The sequence below is a fragment of the Pseudomonas sp. 58 R 3 genome (assembly GCF_900006605.1).
Taxonomy (GTDB): domain Bacteria; phylum Pseudomonadota; class Gammaproteobacteria; order Pseudomonadales; family Pseudomonadaceae; genus Aquipseudomonas; species Aquipseudomonas salomonii.
On the sequence record NZ_CVTT01000039.1, the window covers coordinates 83352 to 98771 of the forward strand.

Annotated in this window: 12 protein-coding genes, 3 tRNA genes and 1 riboswitch; of the genes, 1 reads left to right on the plus strand and 14 read right to left on the minus strand. The window is 60.7% G+C overall.

Annotation, left to right across the window (positions count from 1 at the left end; genetic code table 11):
• Positions 1-298 precede the first annotated feature (298 nt).
• From BFP92_RS09880 to ltaE, 7 genes are all read right to left on the minus strand, one after another.
• Positions 299-375: transfer RNA gene (locus BFP92_RS09880), tRNA-Arg, on the minus strand.
• A 72-nt stretch (positions 376-447) separates the two neighbouring features.
• Positions 448-524 (minus strand) — tRNA-Arg (locus tag BFP92_RS09885).
• 108 nt (positions 525-632) lie between these two features.
• Positions 633-723 (minus strand) — tRNA-Ser (locus BFP92_RS09890).
• Between the two features lie 62 nt (positions 724-785).
• Positions 786-974, minus strand: coding sequence for a carbon storage regulator CsrA (csrA, locus tag BFP92_RS09895; protein ID WP_003175645.1), 189 nt, complete (start codon positions 972-974; stop codon positions 786-788).
• 175 nt (positions 975-1149) lie between these two features.
• Positions 1150-2391, minus strand: a complete 1242-nt coding sequence (locus BFP92_RS09900) for an aspartate kinase (protein ID WP_056861669.1) — start codon at positions 2389-2391, stop codon at positions 1150-1152.
• Between the two features lie 97 nt (positions 2392-2488).
• On the minus strand, positions 2489-5107 hold the full coding sequence (alaS, locus tag BFP92_RS09905) for an alanine--tRNA ligase (RefSeq protein ID WP_065929354.1): 2619 nt from the start codon (positions 5105-5107) through the stop codon (positions 2489-2491).
• Positions 5108-5253: 146 nt separating this feature from the next.
• A complete protein-coding gene (ltaE, locus tag BFP92_RS09910; RefSeq protein ID WP_065929355.1) occupies positions 5254-6258 on the minus strand; it encodes a low-specificity L-threonine aldolase in 1005 nt (334 codons plus the stop codon).
• 182 nt (positions 6259-6440) lie between these two features.
• Positions 6441-6610: riboswitch (FMN riboswitch) on the plus strand.
• A 114-nt stretch (positions 6611-6724) separates the two neighbouring features.
• On the opposite strand from ltaE, the gene BFP92_RS09915 reads away from it, so the two are divergent.
• Positions 6725-7234, plus strand: coding sequence for a 6,7-dimethyl-8-ribityllumazine synthase (locus tag BFP92_RS09915; RefSeq protein ID WP_065929356.1), 510 nt, complete (start codon positions 6725-6727; stop codon positions 7232-7234).
• 132 nt (positions 7235-7366) lie between these two features.
• On the opposite strand, the gene astE is transcribed toward BFP92_RS09915, so the two are convergent.
• From astE to BFP92_RS09950, 7 genes are all read right to left on the minus strand, one after another.
• The gene (gene astE, locus BFP92_RS09920; protein ID WP_065929357.1) at positions 7367-8371 is read right to left on the minus strand and encodes a succinylglutamate desuccinylase; all 1005 of its coding nucleotides are present in this window, start codon (positions 8369-8371) and stop codon (positions 7367-7369) included.
• A gap of 11 nt (positions 8372-8382) precedes the next feature.
• Complete coding sequence (locus BFP92_RS09925; RefSeq protein ID WP_003214319.1) at positions 8383-8673, minus strand: hypothetical protein; 291 nt, start codon at positions 8671-8673, stop codon at positions 8383-8385.
• Between the two features lie 37 nt (positions 8674-8710).
• The gene (gene astB / locus BFP92_RS09930) at positions 8711-10057 is read right to left on the minus strand and encodes an N-succinylarginine dihydrolase (protein ID WP_065929358.1); all 1347 of its coding nucleotides are present in this window, start codon (positions 10055-10057) and stop codon (positions 8711-8713) included.
• A 187-nt stretch (positions 10058-10244) separates the two neighbouring features.
• Positions 10245-11714, minus strand: a complete 1470-nt coding sequence (astD, locus tag BFP92_RS09935; RefSeq protein ID WP_163005471.1) for a succinylglutamate-semialdehyde dehydrogenase — start codon at positions 11712-11714, stop codon at positions 10245-10247.
• The gene (astA, locus tag BFP92_RS09940) at positions 11711-12736 is read right to left on the minus strand and encodes an arginine N-succinyltransferase (protein WP_065929360.1); all 1026 of its coding nucleotides are present in this window, start codon (positions 12734-12736) and stop codon (positions 11711-11713) included. The genes astD and astA overlap by 4 nt, the downstream gene beginning before the upstream one ends.
• Positions 12737-12785: 49 nt before the next feature.
• Positions 12786-13805, minus strand: a complete 1020-nt coding sequence (gene aruF, locus BFP92_RS09945) for an arginine/ornithine succinyltransferase subunit alpha (RefSeq protein WP_017138424.1) — start codon at positions 13803-13805, stop codon at positions 12786-12788.
• A gap of 246 nt (positions 13806-14051) precedes the next feature.
• Complete coding sequence (locus tag BFP92_RS09950) at positions 14052-15272, minus strand: aspartate aminotransferase family protein (RefSeq protein ID WP_065929361.1); 1221 nt, start codon at positions 15270-15272, stop codon at positions 14052-14054.
• Positions 15273-15420 lie beyond the last annotated feature (148 nt).

Here is a 15420-nt window from a genome sequence, read left to right on the forward strand (position 1 = left end):
AATCAGTCAATTCATGATTGGTAAAGCGGGGTACTGAGCAACTACTGGGTAAGTCCATGGAGGTATTCCACAAGCCCCGGCGGGGCTGACGGGCGCAATGATACACGCTGCGCACGCTTTTAACGTTAAAAAACTGGAAAGAACAAGCGCTTGCGAGCCAAAGCTGAGCATCGGCTGCATCTATGAACTGCGACGACACAGCCCGGAAGGAAAACACATGAGGCCGGAAGAAAGAGCTGAAATCCTACACAAACCCCAGACGGCAAAAAGCCCGCACTAGGCGGGCTTTTTGTTTGTATGGTGCACTCGACAGGATTCGAACCTGTGACCGCTCGGTTCGTAGCCGAGTACTCTATCCAGCTGAGCTACGAGTGCAGATTGTGTTTTTAGACCAGATCACAACTGGTTGAAGCCAAGTCACCTGCATTGCTGCAACTGACTCTTAAATGGTGCACTCGACAGGATTCGAACCTGTGACCGCTCGGTTCGTAGCCGAGTACTCTATCCAGCTGAGCTACGAGTGCATTTGTTGCCGCGCATTATAGGCCGTTCAATCTCTATGTAAAGCTATTTTTTCGTTTAATTTCAACAACTTAGCGAAAAAACCAGATTGCAACGTACTAAGCAAATAATGGCGGAGAACGGGGGATTCGAACCCCCGACACCCTTTTGAGGTGTACTCCCTTAGCAGGGGAGCGCCTTCGGCCACTCGGCCAGCTCTCCGCAACACGGGGCGTATATTAACCACGTTCATCCCCGTTTGCAAACATAAAAAACGATAAAAATTAAAGGCTTGGTTCTTCGTCCTTCTCTTTCTTGATCCGCAGGTAGATTTCCTCGCGGTGGACCGCTACCTCTTTCGGAGCGTTAACCCCGATACGCACTTGATTGCCTTTGACGCCGAGCACAGTCACGGTGATTTCGCCATCACCGATAATCAGGCTTTCTGCGCAACGACGAGTCAGAATCAGCATACCTTTCACCTCACGCATTTCAGTTCAGGAACAACAGTCTGCAAAAAAAAGGCGTTCGACCCATGACCTGACGGCCATAGCCCTAACGGCCTAAGTATTGTCGAGCGCACGCAAAAGACCATGCGCTCCACAAAAAAATGAAAGGCGCGGTAAACCGCGCCTTCCGGGCATTGCCTTACTCGCCCTGTCGCGCCGGAGCGTCCAGTTCAAAAGCAGTGTGCAGTGCGCGTACAGCCAGCTCCAGGTACTTCTCCTCAATCACCACCGAGACTTTGATTTCCGAGGTGGAGATCATCTGGATGTTGATGCTTTCCTTGGCCAGCGCCTCGAACATGCGGCTGGCAACGCCGGCATGGGAACGCATGCCCACACCCACGATCGACACCTTGGCAATCTTGGTATCGCCGACCACTTCACGGGCGCCAATCTCGCTCGCAGTGTTCTGCAGGATACGCTCGGCTGCATCGTACTCGTTGCGGTGCACGGTGAAGGTGAAATCGGTGGTGTTATCGTGCGAAACGTTCTGCACGATCATGTCGACTTCAATGTTCGCGCCGCTGATAGGGCCGAGGATCTTGAAGGCCACGCCCGGGGTGTCTGGCACGCCACGGATCGTCAGCTTGGCTTCATCGCGGTTGAAAGCGATGCCGGAAATGATCGGCTGTTCCATGGATTCCTCTTCATCAATAGTAATGAGGGTGCCCGGACCCTCTTTGAAGCTGTGCAATACGCGCAGCGGAACGTTGTACTTGCCGGCGAACTCCACCGCGCGGATCTGCAACACCTTGGAACCGAGGCTGGCCATTTCCAGCATCTCTTCAAAGGTGATCTTGTCCAGGCGCTGGGCCACGGACACCACACGCGGGTCGGTGGTGTACACGCCGTCCACATCAGTATAGATCTGGCATTCATCGGCCTTGAGGGCCGCTGCCAGTGCCACACCGGTGGTATCCGAACCGCCACGCCCGAGGGTCGTGATGTTGCCCTGCTCGTCCACACCCTGGAAGCCTGCTACAACTACCACGCGGCCGGCTTTCAGATCTGTGCGGATTTTCTGATCATCGATCTGCAGGATGCGGGCCTTGGTATGCGCGCTGTCGGTGAGGATGCGCACCTGGCTGCCCGTGTAGGACACCGCCGGCACGCCACGCTTGTTCAGCGCCATGGCCAGCAAGGCGATGGTCACCTGCTCGCCGGTGGACACGATCACATCCAGCTCACGCGGCAGCGGCTGTTGATCACCACTGATTGCCTTGGCCAGATCGATCAGGCGATTGGTCTCGCCGCTCATGGCCGACAGCACCACCACCAGGTCATCGCCGGCGTCGCGGAATTTCTTAACCTTGTCGGCGACCTGCTCGATTCTTTCGACAGAACCGACCGAGGTGCCTCCGAATTTCTGTACGATCAAAGCCATTTCTAAGCCGCCTCAGCCCGTAAAGGGGCGCCCAATAAACAAATCTTCCAGCACCCAAACGAGCCCATGACTAAACCATGGGCTCGCTAACAGTGCCTTAAATGCCAGCCTCGACAAACGGCACGGTCAGGGCCAGGGCCGCGTCCAGGGAGCCTGCGTCTACACCACCGCCTTGCGCCATGTCCGGACGACCACCGCCCTTCCCGCCCACTGCCGCAGCGGCTTGCTTCATCAAATCACCGGCCTTGAGTTGGCCAGTCAGGTCTTTGGTTACACCGGCAACCAGAACGACCTTTTCCTCATGGACACCGCCGAGCAGGATCACTGCGCGGCCGAGCTTGTTCTTCAACTGATCGACCAAGGCCAACAGCGCCTTGCCGTCCTGGCCATCCAGGCGCACAGCCAGCACTTTCACGCCCTTGACGTCCAACGCGGAGGCCGACAGATCGTCGCCCGCTGCGCTCGCCGCCTTGGCCTGCAACTGCTCCAGCTGTTTTTCCAGTGCGCGGTTGCGCTCCAGCACGGCCGACAGCTTGTCGATCAGGTTGTCGCGGCTGCCCTTGACCAGGCCGGCCGCTTCCTTGAGTTGTTCTTCCGCCGCATTGAGGTAGGCCAGGGCCGCAGCACCGGTGACCGCTTCAATACGCCGTACACCGGAGGCCACGCCGCCTTCGCTGATGATTTTCAGCAGGCCGATATCGCCGGTACGGTTGGCGTGTATACCGCCACACAGTTCCACCGAGAAGCTGCCGCCCATGCTCAGTACGCGCACTTCGTCGCCGTACTTCTCGCCAAACAGCGCCATGGCGCCTTTCTTCCTGGCGGTCTCGATATCGGTTTCTTCGGTTTCAACCGGGGTGTTCTTGCGAATCTCGGCGTTGACGATGTCTTCCAGCGCCTTGATCTGCTCAGGCTTGATCGCTTCAAAGTGGCTGAAGTCGAAACGCAGGCGCTGGCTGTCCACCAACGAACCCTTCTGCTGCACATGCTCACCCAACACCTGGCGCAACGCAGCGTGCAGCAAGTGAGTGGCGGAATGGTTCAAAGCAGTTGCATGCCGCACGTCGGCGTCGACTTGAGTGTCAACCGGCGCACCGACCGTCAGGTTGCCCAACACCAGTACACCGTGGTGCAGGAACGCGCCGCCGGTCTTGGTGGTGTCACGCACTTCAAAACGCCCGGAGGTCGAACTGAGGAAACCGCAGTCACCCACCTGGCCACCGGATTCGGCGTAGAACGGCGTCTGGTCCAGCACGACTACCGCTTCTTCGCCTTCGCTCAATACGTCGACCGACTTGCCGTCTTTGTAGATGGCCACGATCTTGGCCGCGCCCACGGTCGCCGCGTAGCCGGTGAACTCGGTGGGCACGTCAACCTTGACCAGGGTGTTGTAGTCCAGGCCAAAGGAGCTGGCGGAACGGGCACGCACGCGCTGGGCCTCCATCTCACGCTCAAAACCGGCCTCATCGACGGTCAGCTCGCGCTCGCGGGCGATGTCGGCAGTCAGGTCCATCGGGAAACCGTAGGTGTCATACAGCTTGAACACCACATCGCCCGGCACCACGGTGCCTTTAAGCTCAGCCAGGTCCTGCTCGAGGATCTTCAGGCCGTGCTCCAGGGTCTTGGAGAACTGCTCTTCTTCAGCCTTGAGCACGCGCTCGATGTTGGCTTGCTGCTGCTTGAGTTCCGGGAAGGCATCGCCCATCTCGGCGACCAGCGCGGCCACGATCTTGTAGAAGAAGCTGCCGGTGGCGCCCAGCTTGTTACCGTGACGGCAGGCGCGACGGATAATACGGCGCAGCACATAGCCACGGCCTTCGTTGGACGGCAGCACACCGTCGGCGATCAGGAAACCGCACGAACGGATGTGGTCCGACACCACCTTGAGCGAAGACTGGTTGTCATTGGCGCAGCCAATGGCAGCCGCCGAGGCGCTCAGCAGGTGGGTGAACAGGTCGATTTCGTAGTTGGAATGCACGTGCTGCATCACCGCACTGATCCGCTCCAGGCCCATGCCGGTGTCCACCGACGGCGCCGGCAGCGGATGCAACACGCCATCGGCGGTGCGGTTGAACTGCATGAAGACGTTGTTCCAGATCTCGATGTAACGGTCGCCGTCTTCTTCCGGCGAGCCCGGTGGGCCGCCCCAGATGTCGGCGCCGTGATCATAGAAAATCTCGGTGCACGGGCCGCACGGGCCGGTATCGCCCATGGTCCAGAAGTTGTCGGACGCGTAAGGCGCGCCCTTGTTGTCGCCGATGCGAATCATGCGCTCGGCTGGCACACCAATTTGCTGGGTCCAGATGTCATAGGCTTCGTCGTCGGTCGCGTAGACCGTAACCCAGAGCTTTTCCTTGGGCAGCTTCAACACGCCGGTCAGGAAGGTCCAGGCGAAGGTAATCGCATCTTTCTTGAAATAGTCGCCGAAGCTGAAGTTACCCAGCATCTCGAAGAAGGTGTGGTGACGGGCGGTATAACCGACGTTTTCCAGATCGCTGTTCTTGCCGCCGGCGCGTACGCACTTCTGGCTGCTGGTGGCGCGGGTGTAGGCGCGCTTTTCCTGGCCCAGGAAGCAGTCCTTGAACTGGTTCATCCCCGCGTTGGTGAACAGCAGGGTTGGGTCATTGCCTGGGATCAAGGAGCTGGAGGCTACACGGGTGTGGCCTTGCTCTTCGAAGAAGCGAAGGAAGGCTTCACGGATTTCTGCGCTTTTCATTAGGTTCTTCCACGGAGTCTGCGGCCAAAGGCCAGTGCGCAACATCATCAGACGGAGCGACGGCAAAGGGCCGCATTATATCGGCCCTTTGCCGGTGGTACAGCGTGTTTATGTGATAGAAACAGTCAATTAGACGGTCTGCACGATCATTTTCGGGAAAACTCGACAAATGTCTGCACCACGTGCTCCATCTGCGCCCGGCTGACATCCAGATGAGCGACCATGCGCAGACGCGGCGCGGCGCTCAACTTGATCCCGCGCTCGGCGGCGAAGGCCTTCAGCGCCTGGGCCTGATCGCCAATCTGCACGTACACCATATTGGTTTGTACCGGCTCCACCTCAAAGCCGGCGTCGCGCAGTGCTTCCCCCAGCCATTGGGCGTTGGCATGGTCATCCGCCAGGCGCTGCACCTGATGATCCAGGGCATACAAGCCCGCCGCCGCCAGCGAGCCGGCCTGGCGCATGCCGCCGCCAACCATCTTGCGCAGGCGCCGCGCCTTGGCGATCAACGCCGTGGAGCCGCACAGCACCGAGCCGATCGGCGCGCCGAGGCCTTTGGACAGGCACACCGACACCGAGTCGAAATGCTGGGCAATCTCCCGTGCATCCACGCCGAGCTTGACCGCCGCGTTGTAGAGCCGCGCGCCGTCCAAGTGCAACGCCAGGCCATGTTCACGGGTAAACGCCCGCGCTTTGGCCAGGTACGCCAGCGGCAGCACCTTGCCCTGCATGGTGTTCTCCAACGCCAACAGGCGGGTACGGGCGAAGTGGAAGTCATCCGGCTTGATCGCCGCCAGTACGTGCTCCAGGTCCAGGGAACCGTCGGCTTGCACCTCCAGCGGCTGCGGCTGGATCGAGCCGAGTACCGCCGCGCCACCGCCTTCGTATTTGTAGGTGTGGGCCTGCTGGCCGACGATGTATTCCTCGCCGCGCTCACAGTGAGCCATTAAGGCGAGCAGATTGCTCATGGTGCCCGTTGGCACAAACAACGCCGCAGCGAAGCCCAGGCGCTTGGCCAGTTCGGCCTCCAGGAGGTTGACGCTCGGGTCTTCACCGTAGACGTCATCACCGCTGACGGCAGTGGCCATCGCATCGAGCATGCCGGCGGTGGGTTGGGTCACGGTGTCGCTGCGCAGGTCTATGACGGTCATCCGGGGGCCTCTGAACAGGGTTGTCGTATTGATGATTACTGCGGGCAAAGCCACGCAATATCAAGCCCCACGTGCATTCAATCGAATACCAACCAAACAAACCGATATAGGTTATCGATACGGCGATCGTGCAGTTTCTGAAAAACCATGTTAAAAACTCTCCGCCGCCAGGGTTCTGGCGGCAACGTTCTCAGGGCGGGGTGCAATTCCCCACCGGCGGTAATTGCACGCAATGTGCATAGCCCGCGAGCGCTTGGCGCCTCGAACTGCTCACGCAGGACGGCGACAAGGTCAGCAGACCCGGTGTGATCCCGGGGCCGACGGTCATAGTCCGGATGAAGAGAGAACGGGATTGGCACCCGAGGGCCGCGCGCTGAACTCATGCCTGCATGACGCCGCTGTTCGTACCCTCGAAATCCCATTCGATTCATAACGCCCTGTTTTTTTCTTAAACAGGAGTCAGAACATGCAACCCACCGCAATCGACAGCAAAAGCAAAAACCACCACGGCGAGCGCGTCGCGTTTATCCAGGCCTGCTGGCACAAGGATATTGTCGACCAATCGCGCAAAGGCTTCCTCGCCGAAATGATCGCCCAGGGCTACCAGGAATCGGACATCGATTTCTTCGAAGTCGGCGGCGCCTTTGAACTGCCCCTGCACGCCAAGCTGCTGGCCAAGACCGGCCGTTACGCCGGCATCGTCGCCGCCGCGCTGGTGGTGGACGGTGGCATCTACCGCCATGAATTCGTCGCCCAATCGGTGGTCAGCGGCCTGATGCAGGTTCAGCTGGAAACCGAAGTGCCGGTATTCTCCGTGTCCCTGACCCCGCACCACTTCCACGCGGGCAGCGAGCACCACACTTTCTTCTATGAGCACTTCGTGCACAAAGGCCAGGAAGCTGCGCGCACCTGCGCCGACACGCTGCACAAGGTGCGTGCGATCCGTCGCAGCGAGCCGCGTGCTGTAGCGGTCTAAGCAACAATACAAAACCAATGTGGGAGCGGGCTTGCTCGCGAAAGCGCAGTGTCAGTCAATACATAAATGACTGACAGACCGCCTTCGCGAGCAAGCCCGCTCCCACATTTGGATCCCTGCAAGCCTTAAGATTTAGGCCAGGCCAGCATCCGTGGTCGGCACGATCAATATCCCCGCCCGCAAACCATTCTTGACCTTCGGGTTCGGGAAAATGATGCGCGCGCCCTCCTCCTCGATCACCCAGCGGGTCTTGGCCACGTCCTCGGCCAACAGGTAACCCTTGGCCAACGGCGAGAAGTTTTCCACATCCGCCGGCAGGTGCAGCAGGAACGCATCACTGTGTTTGATCACTTCGCGGGAGACGGCAAACAGTTGCAAGCCATCGAGGCTCCCGGTTTCGGGCTCATTGCCCTCGATGATCTGCTTGAGGCGCGTTTCCAGGCGTGACACATCCACGCCCTGGTTCTGCCCGAACGGCCGGGCCTTGCCCAATTCCAGGGTAAAGGCCTCAGCGTCCAGTTGCTCGTAGGTAAACGCGGTGAAGGTGATCGAAGTTTTGTTTTGCAACAAAACCGCCTGCATACCGGCAGCGTTCAGGCGCGCCAGCTCATGACGCGAATGCTGGCGCCCTTCTTTCCACGGGTACAGCGCGAACTGCTCGATCTTCGAACCGCGGATGGCCGTGTGCAGGTCGTAATGCAGGCGCGAACGGCCCGGCAGGCTGAAGAAGCTGCGAGCCAACTGCTCAAGCTCGGCGGCGCGCATGGCCTCCGGGCCGATGTTTTGTTCGTGGCGGCCATTGAACAGCCGGTTGACGTCCAGCTCCAGGTAACGCTCGCCGCGGCGCATGGCCTCAGGGTTACCGAACAGGAACAGAATACGATGGCGGGGTTTGATCTCCCCACGGGCGATGCCATGCAACAGGCGGTCGAGCAATTCGATCGGCGCGGTTTCGTTGCCATGGATGCCGGACGACAGCAGCAGGTCGCCGCCGTTGTCCAATGCCAGCGGTGGGCGCACTTCAAGCGCGCCTTCGCTGAGCCAGCGCATCTGCACGCCGTCGACAGTCAGTTGAATTTTTTGCGCCGGTTCACGACCGGCGAGGGTCAGTTCAAGCAGTTTGCCGAGGGCGAGCATAAGCAGCTTCCTTAGTGGTTGCAGCCAGGGCCGTGAACGTGATCGTCGTCATCGCCTTCAACGTCGGCCGGTTCCATTTCCAATTGCAGGCTCATCAGGTTGGTGGCCAGCGGGCGCATCAGCAGGTTGGCGTATTCGGCGTCACCTTCTTCCACGTCTACGCCGATCAGCAGTTGGCCACGGCCGTCGTGCTGGATCCAGATTTCCTTGCCCTGCCACACCACGGCGACGCGGGTGCAGGAGGTTTCCAGCTGGGTGCCGTCGGTGTCTTCAAGGATCAGTTTCAGGGTGTCGGTGGTCATAAATTGTTCTCAGCATAGGGTGTAAAAAGAGGCAGATTTAATTGATCTGGAAAGGATAAACCGAGCCCAGTTTAAGGATTTGCGTCAGTTCATCCAGTGCCGTCCGGCACTCAAGCAGCAATTGCGGGTCAGCCAGGTCGCTTTCACGCAGGCTGTCGCGGTAGTGCTTGTCGACCCATTGGGTCAGGGTTTCGTACAACGGCGCGGTCATGATAACGCCTGGGTTCACCGCCGCCAGTTCCGTTTCATTCAAGGCCACGCGCAAGCGCAGGCATGCCGGGCCACCGCCGTTCTGCATGCTTTGCTTGAGGTCGAACACTTTCACTTCGCGGATCAGCCCGCCGGAGGCGGTCAGGCCTTGCAGGTACTGCCAGACACGCTCGTTGGCGCGGCATTCTTCCGGCACGATCAGCAGCATCGAGCCGTCGGCGCGGGTCAGCAACTGGCTGTTGAACAGGTAGGAACGCACCGCGTCCTCGACGCTGACCTGGGCACGCGGCACACACACCGACTGGAAGTTGCCCCCCAGTTTGCCCAACTTGCCTTGCAATTCGGCAAGCATCTGCTCGGTATTGAGGAACGCGTCCTCGTGATAGAACAGCACTTCGCCGTTGCCCACCGCGATCACATCATTGTGGAACACACCGGCATCGATCACCGCCGGGTTCTGCTGGCCGTACACCACGCCGTCATCCTTCAAGCCGTGCAGGCGTGCAACCGCCTGGGAGGCTTCGAGGGTCTGGCGCGCCGGGTATTTCTGCGGGGCCGGGTAACGGGTGTCGAACGCACTGCGGCCGAACACGAAAAACTCAACCCCGGCCTCACCGTATTCACGGCAAAACCGCGTGTGGTTGGCGGCGCCCTCATCGCCGAACTGCGCCACCGCCGGCAACGCGGCGTGATGGGCGAAGTGCTTGCCATCGGCAAACATCGCCCCCAGCACACGGCTGGTGGTCGGGTGCTCGATGCTGCGGTGGTATTTGCAGTTGAGGTTGGCGGCGGTGAAATGCACGCGGCCATCCGCGGTGTCGGCGCTCGGGCTGACCGTGGCGGCGTTGGCCACCCACATGCTCGACGCCGAGCAACTGGCCACCAGCAACGGCATGGCGTGCCTGGCGGCTTGCTCGATCACCTGGGCGTCAGTGCCGCTGAAACCGAGGCTGCGCAACGCAACCACATCCGGGCGCTCTTGCGGCGCCAGCACGCCTTGCACAAAGCCCATGTCCATCAGGGCCTTCATTTTTTGCAGGCCCTGCAACGCCGCTTCCCTGGGGTTCGAAGACTGCTGGCTGTTGCTCTGGGACGCGACGTTGCCGTAGGACAAACCGCCGTAGTTATGGGTCGGCCCCACTAGACCGTCAAAATTGACTTCACAGGATTTCATCGGCGAGGCTCCACGAACATCTGTTTTTATAGGCATCAAATTACTTGAACACACCACAAATCAACTGTGGGAGCGGGCTTGTGTGGGAGCGGGCTTGCTCGCGAAAGCGGTGGTTCAGTCGCCAGATGTATTGACTGACACACCGTATTCGCGAGCAAGCCCGCTCCCACATGGGCCGCACCCACATTTAGATTAGCGTTACCCCTGGCGTCAGTGTTGCCGGGACCACCAAACTCGGGGTCTCCAGCGAAGCCACCGGGTACGCGCAATAGTCCGCCGCGTAATAGGCACTGGCGCGGTGGTTGCCCGAGGCGCCCACACCGCCGAACGGCGCAGTGCTGGCAGCGCCGGTCAGCTGTTTGTTCCAGTTGACGATACCGGCGCGGCTTTCCAGCCAGAACTGCTGGTAGCGCGCTTCGGAATCCGACAACAGCCCCGCCGCCAGGCCATATTGAGTGTTGTTGGCCTCGGCAATCGCACCGGCAAAATCAGCGTAGCGGATCACTTGCAGCAAGGGGCCGAACAGTTCTTCATCCTCGCGCTCGCTCACGCCGGTCACGTCGATGATGCCGGGTGTCAGCAAGGCGGCCTGCGCCTGCGGCTGAGTCATTTCCAGCAGCGCTACGGCGCCATTGGCCAGCATCCGTTCCTGGGCGTCCATCAAGGCTTTGGCCGCGCCGAGGGAAATCACCGAGCCCATGAACGGCGCCGGCTGTTGATCGAATGCACCGACTGCAATCGTCGCGCTCACCGCCACCAGACGCGCCAGCAACGCATCGCCCCAGGCGCCTTGCGGCACCAGCAAACGACGGGCACAGGTGCAACGCTGGCCAGCCGAAATAAACGCCGACTGAATAATGGTGTAGACCGCCGCGTCCACGTCGGCCACTTCGTCGACCACCAGTGGGTTGTTGCCACCCATTTCCAGGGCCAGGATCTTGTCCGGGCGCCCGGAGAACTGCTGGTGCAGATGATTGCCGGTACGGCTGGAGCCGGTGAAGAACAACCCGTCAATGCCTGGGTTGGCCGCCAGGGCCATACCGGTTTCCCGCGCACCTTGCAGCAGGTTCAACACGCCCGCCGGCAAACCGGCCTCGACCCAGCATTGCACGGTCAGCTCGGCGACTTTGGGGGTCAACTCGCTCGGCTTGAACAATACCGTGTTACCCGCCAACAAGGCCGGGACGATATGCCCGTTCGGCAAATGACCAGGGAAATTGTAGGGGCCGAACACCGCCACCACACCGTGGGGCTTGTGACGCAATACGGCCGTGGCGTCGCCCAGCGGGCCGCTCTTCTCGCCGGTACGTTCGCGGTAGCTTTGCACCGAGATGGCAATCTTGTTGGCCATGCTGGTGACTTCGGTGGCCGATTCCCACAGGGGCTTGCCGGTTTCTTCACCGATGCAACGGGCGATTTCATCGGCGCGGCTTTTCAAGGTGGCGGCGAAGGTTTCCAGCACGCTGATGCGTTCTTCCAGCGGGCGCCTGGCCCACGCTGGAAACGCCTGGCGCGCGGCTTGCACGGCCGACTCAACCTGCTCGGCGGTGGCGCCATTGCCGGCCCACAACACCTGTTGGGTCACCGGGTTGCGTGATTCAAACAGTTCACCCTGGCCAGCCAGCCAGCTTCCTGCGATATACAACGAATTCATTATTTCGACTCCCGAGCAGCAGACAACGCAACAGCGCGCACTTGATCACCCACCACCAGTTGCAGGCGTTTGGCGGTGTGCGGATCGACCACCAATGTGCCTGCCGCCAGCCGGGCCGGAGCAGCCGTAATGCGGCACTCCTCGCGCTTGCGGTTATGGATCAGGAACGGCGTGGCGTCGTCCCCCGGCGTGCCGATGGCCAACACCAGCGACTGGCTGTCGCGCACCGCACGGATTTTGCTGGTTTCACACTCCACCGCCGGGCCGGCGTCGAAAATATCCACATAGCCCTGGTAGCTGAAGCCTTCACTCTTGAGCATGCTCAGCGCCGGCTCGGTGTCCGGGTGGACCTTGCCGATCACATTGCGCGCGTCTTCCGACAGGAAGCAGCTGTACAGCGGAAACTTGGGCATCAGCTCAGCGATAAACGCCTTGTTGCCCACACCGGTGAGGTAATCCGCCTGGCTGAACTCCATCTTGAAGAAGTGCCGGCCCAGGCTTTCCCAGAACGGCGAGCGCCCGGCATCGTTGGACACGCCACGCATCTCGGCAATGATCTTGTTGCCGAACAGCTGAGGGAACTCGGCGATAAACAGCATGCGCGCCTTGGCCAGCATGCGACCGTTAAGGCCGTTGCGGTAATCGGCGTGCAGGAACAACGAGCACAATTCGGAATTGCCGGTGAGGTCGTTGGCCAGAAACAGCGTCGGAATCTCGCGGTAAATGTTCAGTTCCTGGGAGGCGCTGACGGTCAGGCCGACCCGGAAGTTGTACCAAGGCTCACGCAGGCCGACGGCACCGGCGATGGCGGAAATGCCCACCACGCGACCTTCGTCGTTTTCCAGCACGAACAGGTAGTCGGCATCGCCGCGCCCGGCTTCGCCACGGAAGGTTTTTTCCGCCCAGCCAACCCGGTGGGTCAGGCGCTCTTCGTTGGCCGGCAAGGTGGTGAGGCCGGTGCCGGTGCTGCGCGCCAGATCAATCAGGGCCGGTAAATCGCTGCTGCGTACGGGACGAACGATCATGCTATCTCCTCGAACGGGCCGCTGTTGTCAGCCACCCGCGAAACTCTATTTAAACCGCTACCAGACGCACACTCGCGCCTTCGCCAACGCCCAACGCTTCGGCTGCTTCCAGGTCCAGGGTCACTGGCTTGCCCGGCGCGTAGTCCAGCTCCAGCATCACCGCACGGTAATCCTGCAATTGCGCGTTGCTCACCAGGTACTGGCGACCGACACCCTTGACCATCTCGCCGATTTTTACCGGCACCACGCGGCTCTGGGCGATCGAGCGAATGCCCGAGACCCTTGCGTGCAACGTCGGGCCACCGTCGAAGATGTCGATGTAGTGGTCGGTCTCGAAGCCTTCGCGCATAAGGATGTCGAAAGTGATCTGCGCACGCGGGTGCACCTGGCCCATGGCTTCCTGGGCTTCGTCCGGCAACAGCGGTACGTAGATCGGGTAATGCGGCATCAGCTCGGCGAGGAAGGTGCGGCTTTTGAGCCCGCACAGGCGCTCGGCGGCAGCGTAGTTGAGGTCGAAGAAGTTGCGACCGATGGCGTCCCAGAACGGCGAGTCACCGTTCTCGTCGCTGTAGCCGACGATTTCGGTCACCACCGAGTCGGCAAAGCGCTCGGGGTGGCTGGCGACGAACAGCAGGCGGCCACGGGAATTGAGTTCCGACCACGGCGAACCGACCAGCGCAGGCTGCACGTAGAAACTGGTGAGCAGGCTGTTGCCGGTGAGGTCGTGGCACTGGGAAAGCACGTGGATCTTGTTGTGGATCTTCAGCTCGCGGGAAGCGTGCACGAAGGTTTCGTTACGGAAGCTGTAGAACGGCTCCGAGTAACCGGCCGAGGCGACGATGGCCGAGCAACCGGCAAGCTTGCCGGTCTCGGTGTCTTCGAGCACGAAGAAATAGCTTTCTTCACCGTTGAAACTCACCTCGGCCGCGAAGGACGCTTCGCTGGCGGCGATTTTATCGCTCAGGCGTTCCACATCGTCCGGCAAGGAGGTGACACCAATCGGGCTGTCCGCAGCCAGACGCTGTACCTCGCCCAGATCAGCCATTTGCGCGGGGCGCATCACCAGCATGGTGTCACTCCTTAACTCGAAAAACTCACAGAGGGAAAAATGCCGGACAGGAGGCCTGCTCACCCCATTCTGATGGTGTAAGCAAATCCATGTGGGAGCCGGGCTTGCCCGCGATGGCGGTGTGTCAGTCAGCACAGAGGTTGCCTGTACCACCGCCTTCGCAGGCAAGCCAGCTCGCACATTTGACCCGGTCCGGCCTTTAGAATTTTTGTTCGGCACCCGGATCGCCAGGCGCCGAACGGTCCATCAGGCTTGCGTCAGCGTCTTCACAGCACGTTCGAAGCGGTCCAGGCCTTCGTTGATGTCCGCCTCTTCCACCACCAGGCTTGGGGCGAAACGCACCACGTCGGGGCCGGCTTGCAGGATCATCAGGTTTTCTTTTTCGGCCGCGTTGAACACGTCCTTGGCACGGCCTTTGAACGCATCGCTCAGCACGCAACCGATCAGCAGGCCCAGGCCGCGCACTTCGGTGAAAATGCCATATTGCTTGCCGATCTGCGTAAGGCGCGCCTTGAACAGGTCGTGCTTGGCATTCACGCCAGCCAGTACCTCTGGGGTGTTGATCACGTCGATCACCGCCTCGGCCACCGCACACGCCAGCGGGTTGCCGCCGTAAGTGGTGCCGTGGGTGCCGACCACCAGGTGCTTGGCCAGGTCTTCACGGGTCAGCATGGCCGCGATCGGGAAACCGCCGCCCAGGCTCTTGGCGCTGGTGAGGATGTCCGGCGTCACGCCGTAATGCTGGTAAGCGAACAGGTGGCCGCTGCGGCCCATGCCGGTTTGCACTTCGTCGAACACCAGCAGCGCGTTATTGGCGTCGCACAGTTCGCGGGCGCCTTGCAGGTAAGCCAGCTCGGCCGGCAATACGCCGCCTTCGCCCTGGATCGGCTCCAGCACCACGGCGCAGGTCTTGTCCGACACGGCGGCTTTGAGCGCGGCCAGGTCGTTATAAGGCACGTGGGTGATGCCGGTGATTTTAGGCCCGAAACCATCGGAGTACTTGGACTGGCCACCGACGTTGACGGTGAACAGGGTACGGCCGTGGAAGCTGTTCAGCGCGGCGATGATCTCGTACTTTTCGGTGCCGAAACGGTCGAACGCGACACGACGGGCCAGCTTGAACGCGGCCTCGTTGGCTTCGGCGCCGGAGTTGCAGAAGAACACGCGCTCGGCAAAGGTGGCGTCGATCAGCTTGTGCGCCAGGCGCAGGGCCGGCTCATTGGTGAACACGTTGGAGACGTGCCACAGCTTGTTGGCCTGTTCGGTCAGTGCACCCACCAGCGCCGGGTGGGCGTGGCCCAATACGTTGACCGCGATGCCGCCGGCAAAGTCGATCAGCTCGCGACCGGCCTGGTCCCACACGCGCGAACCTGCGCCACGCACGGGGATAAAGGCGGCAGGTGCGTAGTTAGGCACCATCACCTGGTCGAAATCGGCACGTTGCACCGGGGCTTGCTCAACGGACATCGGAGTCTCCTGAAGAGGAACGCCTGCCTGGAACTGGCGGGCGATGCAGGGATTGTAAGGACAGTTTTCAGTGCGGCCTTGCCGCCAAGCGACAACTTCTTATAGCGCCAACCCGCGTTTTTGGCGGGTTTACGCCAATGCGACAAAT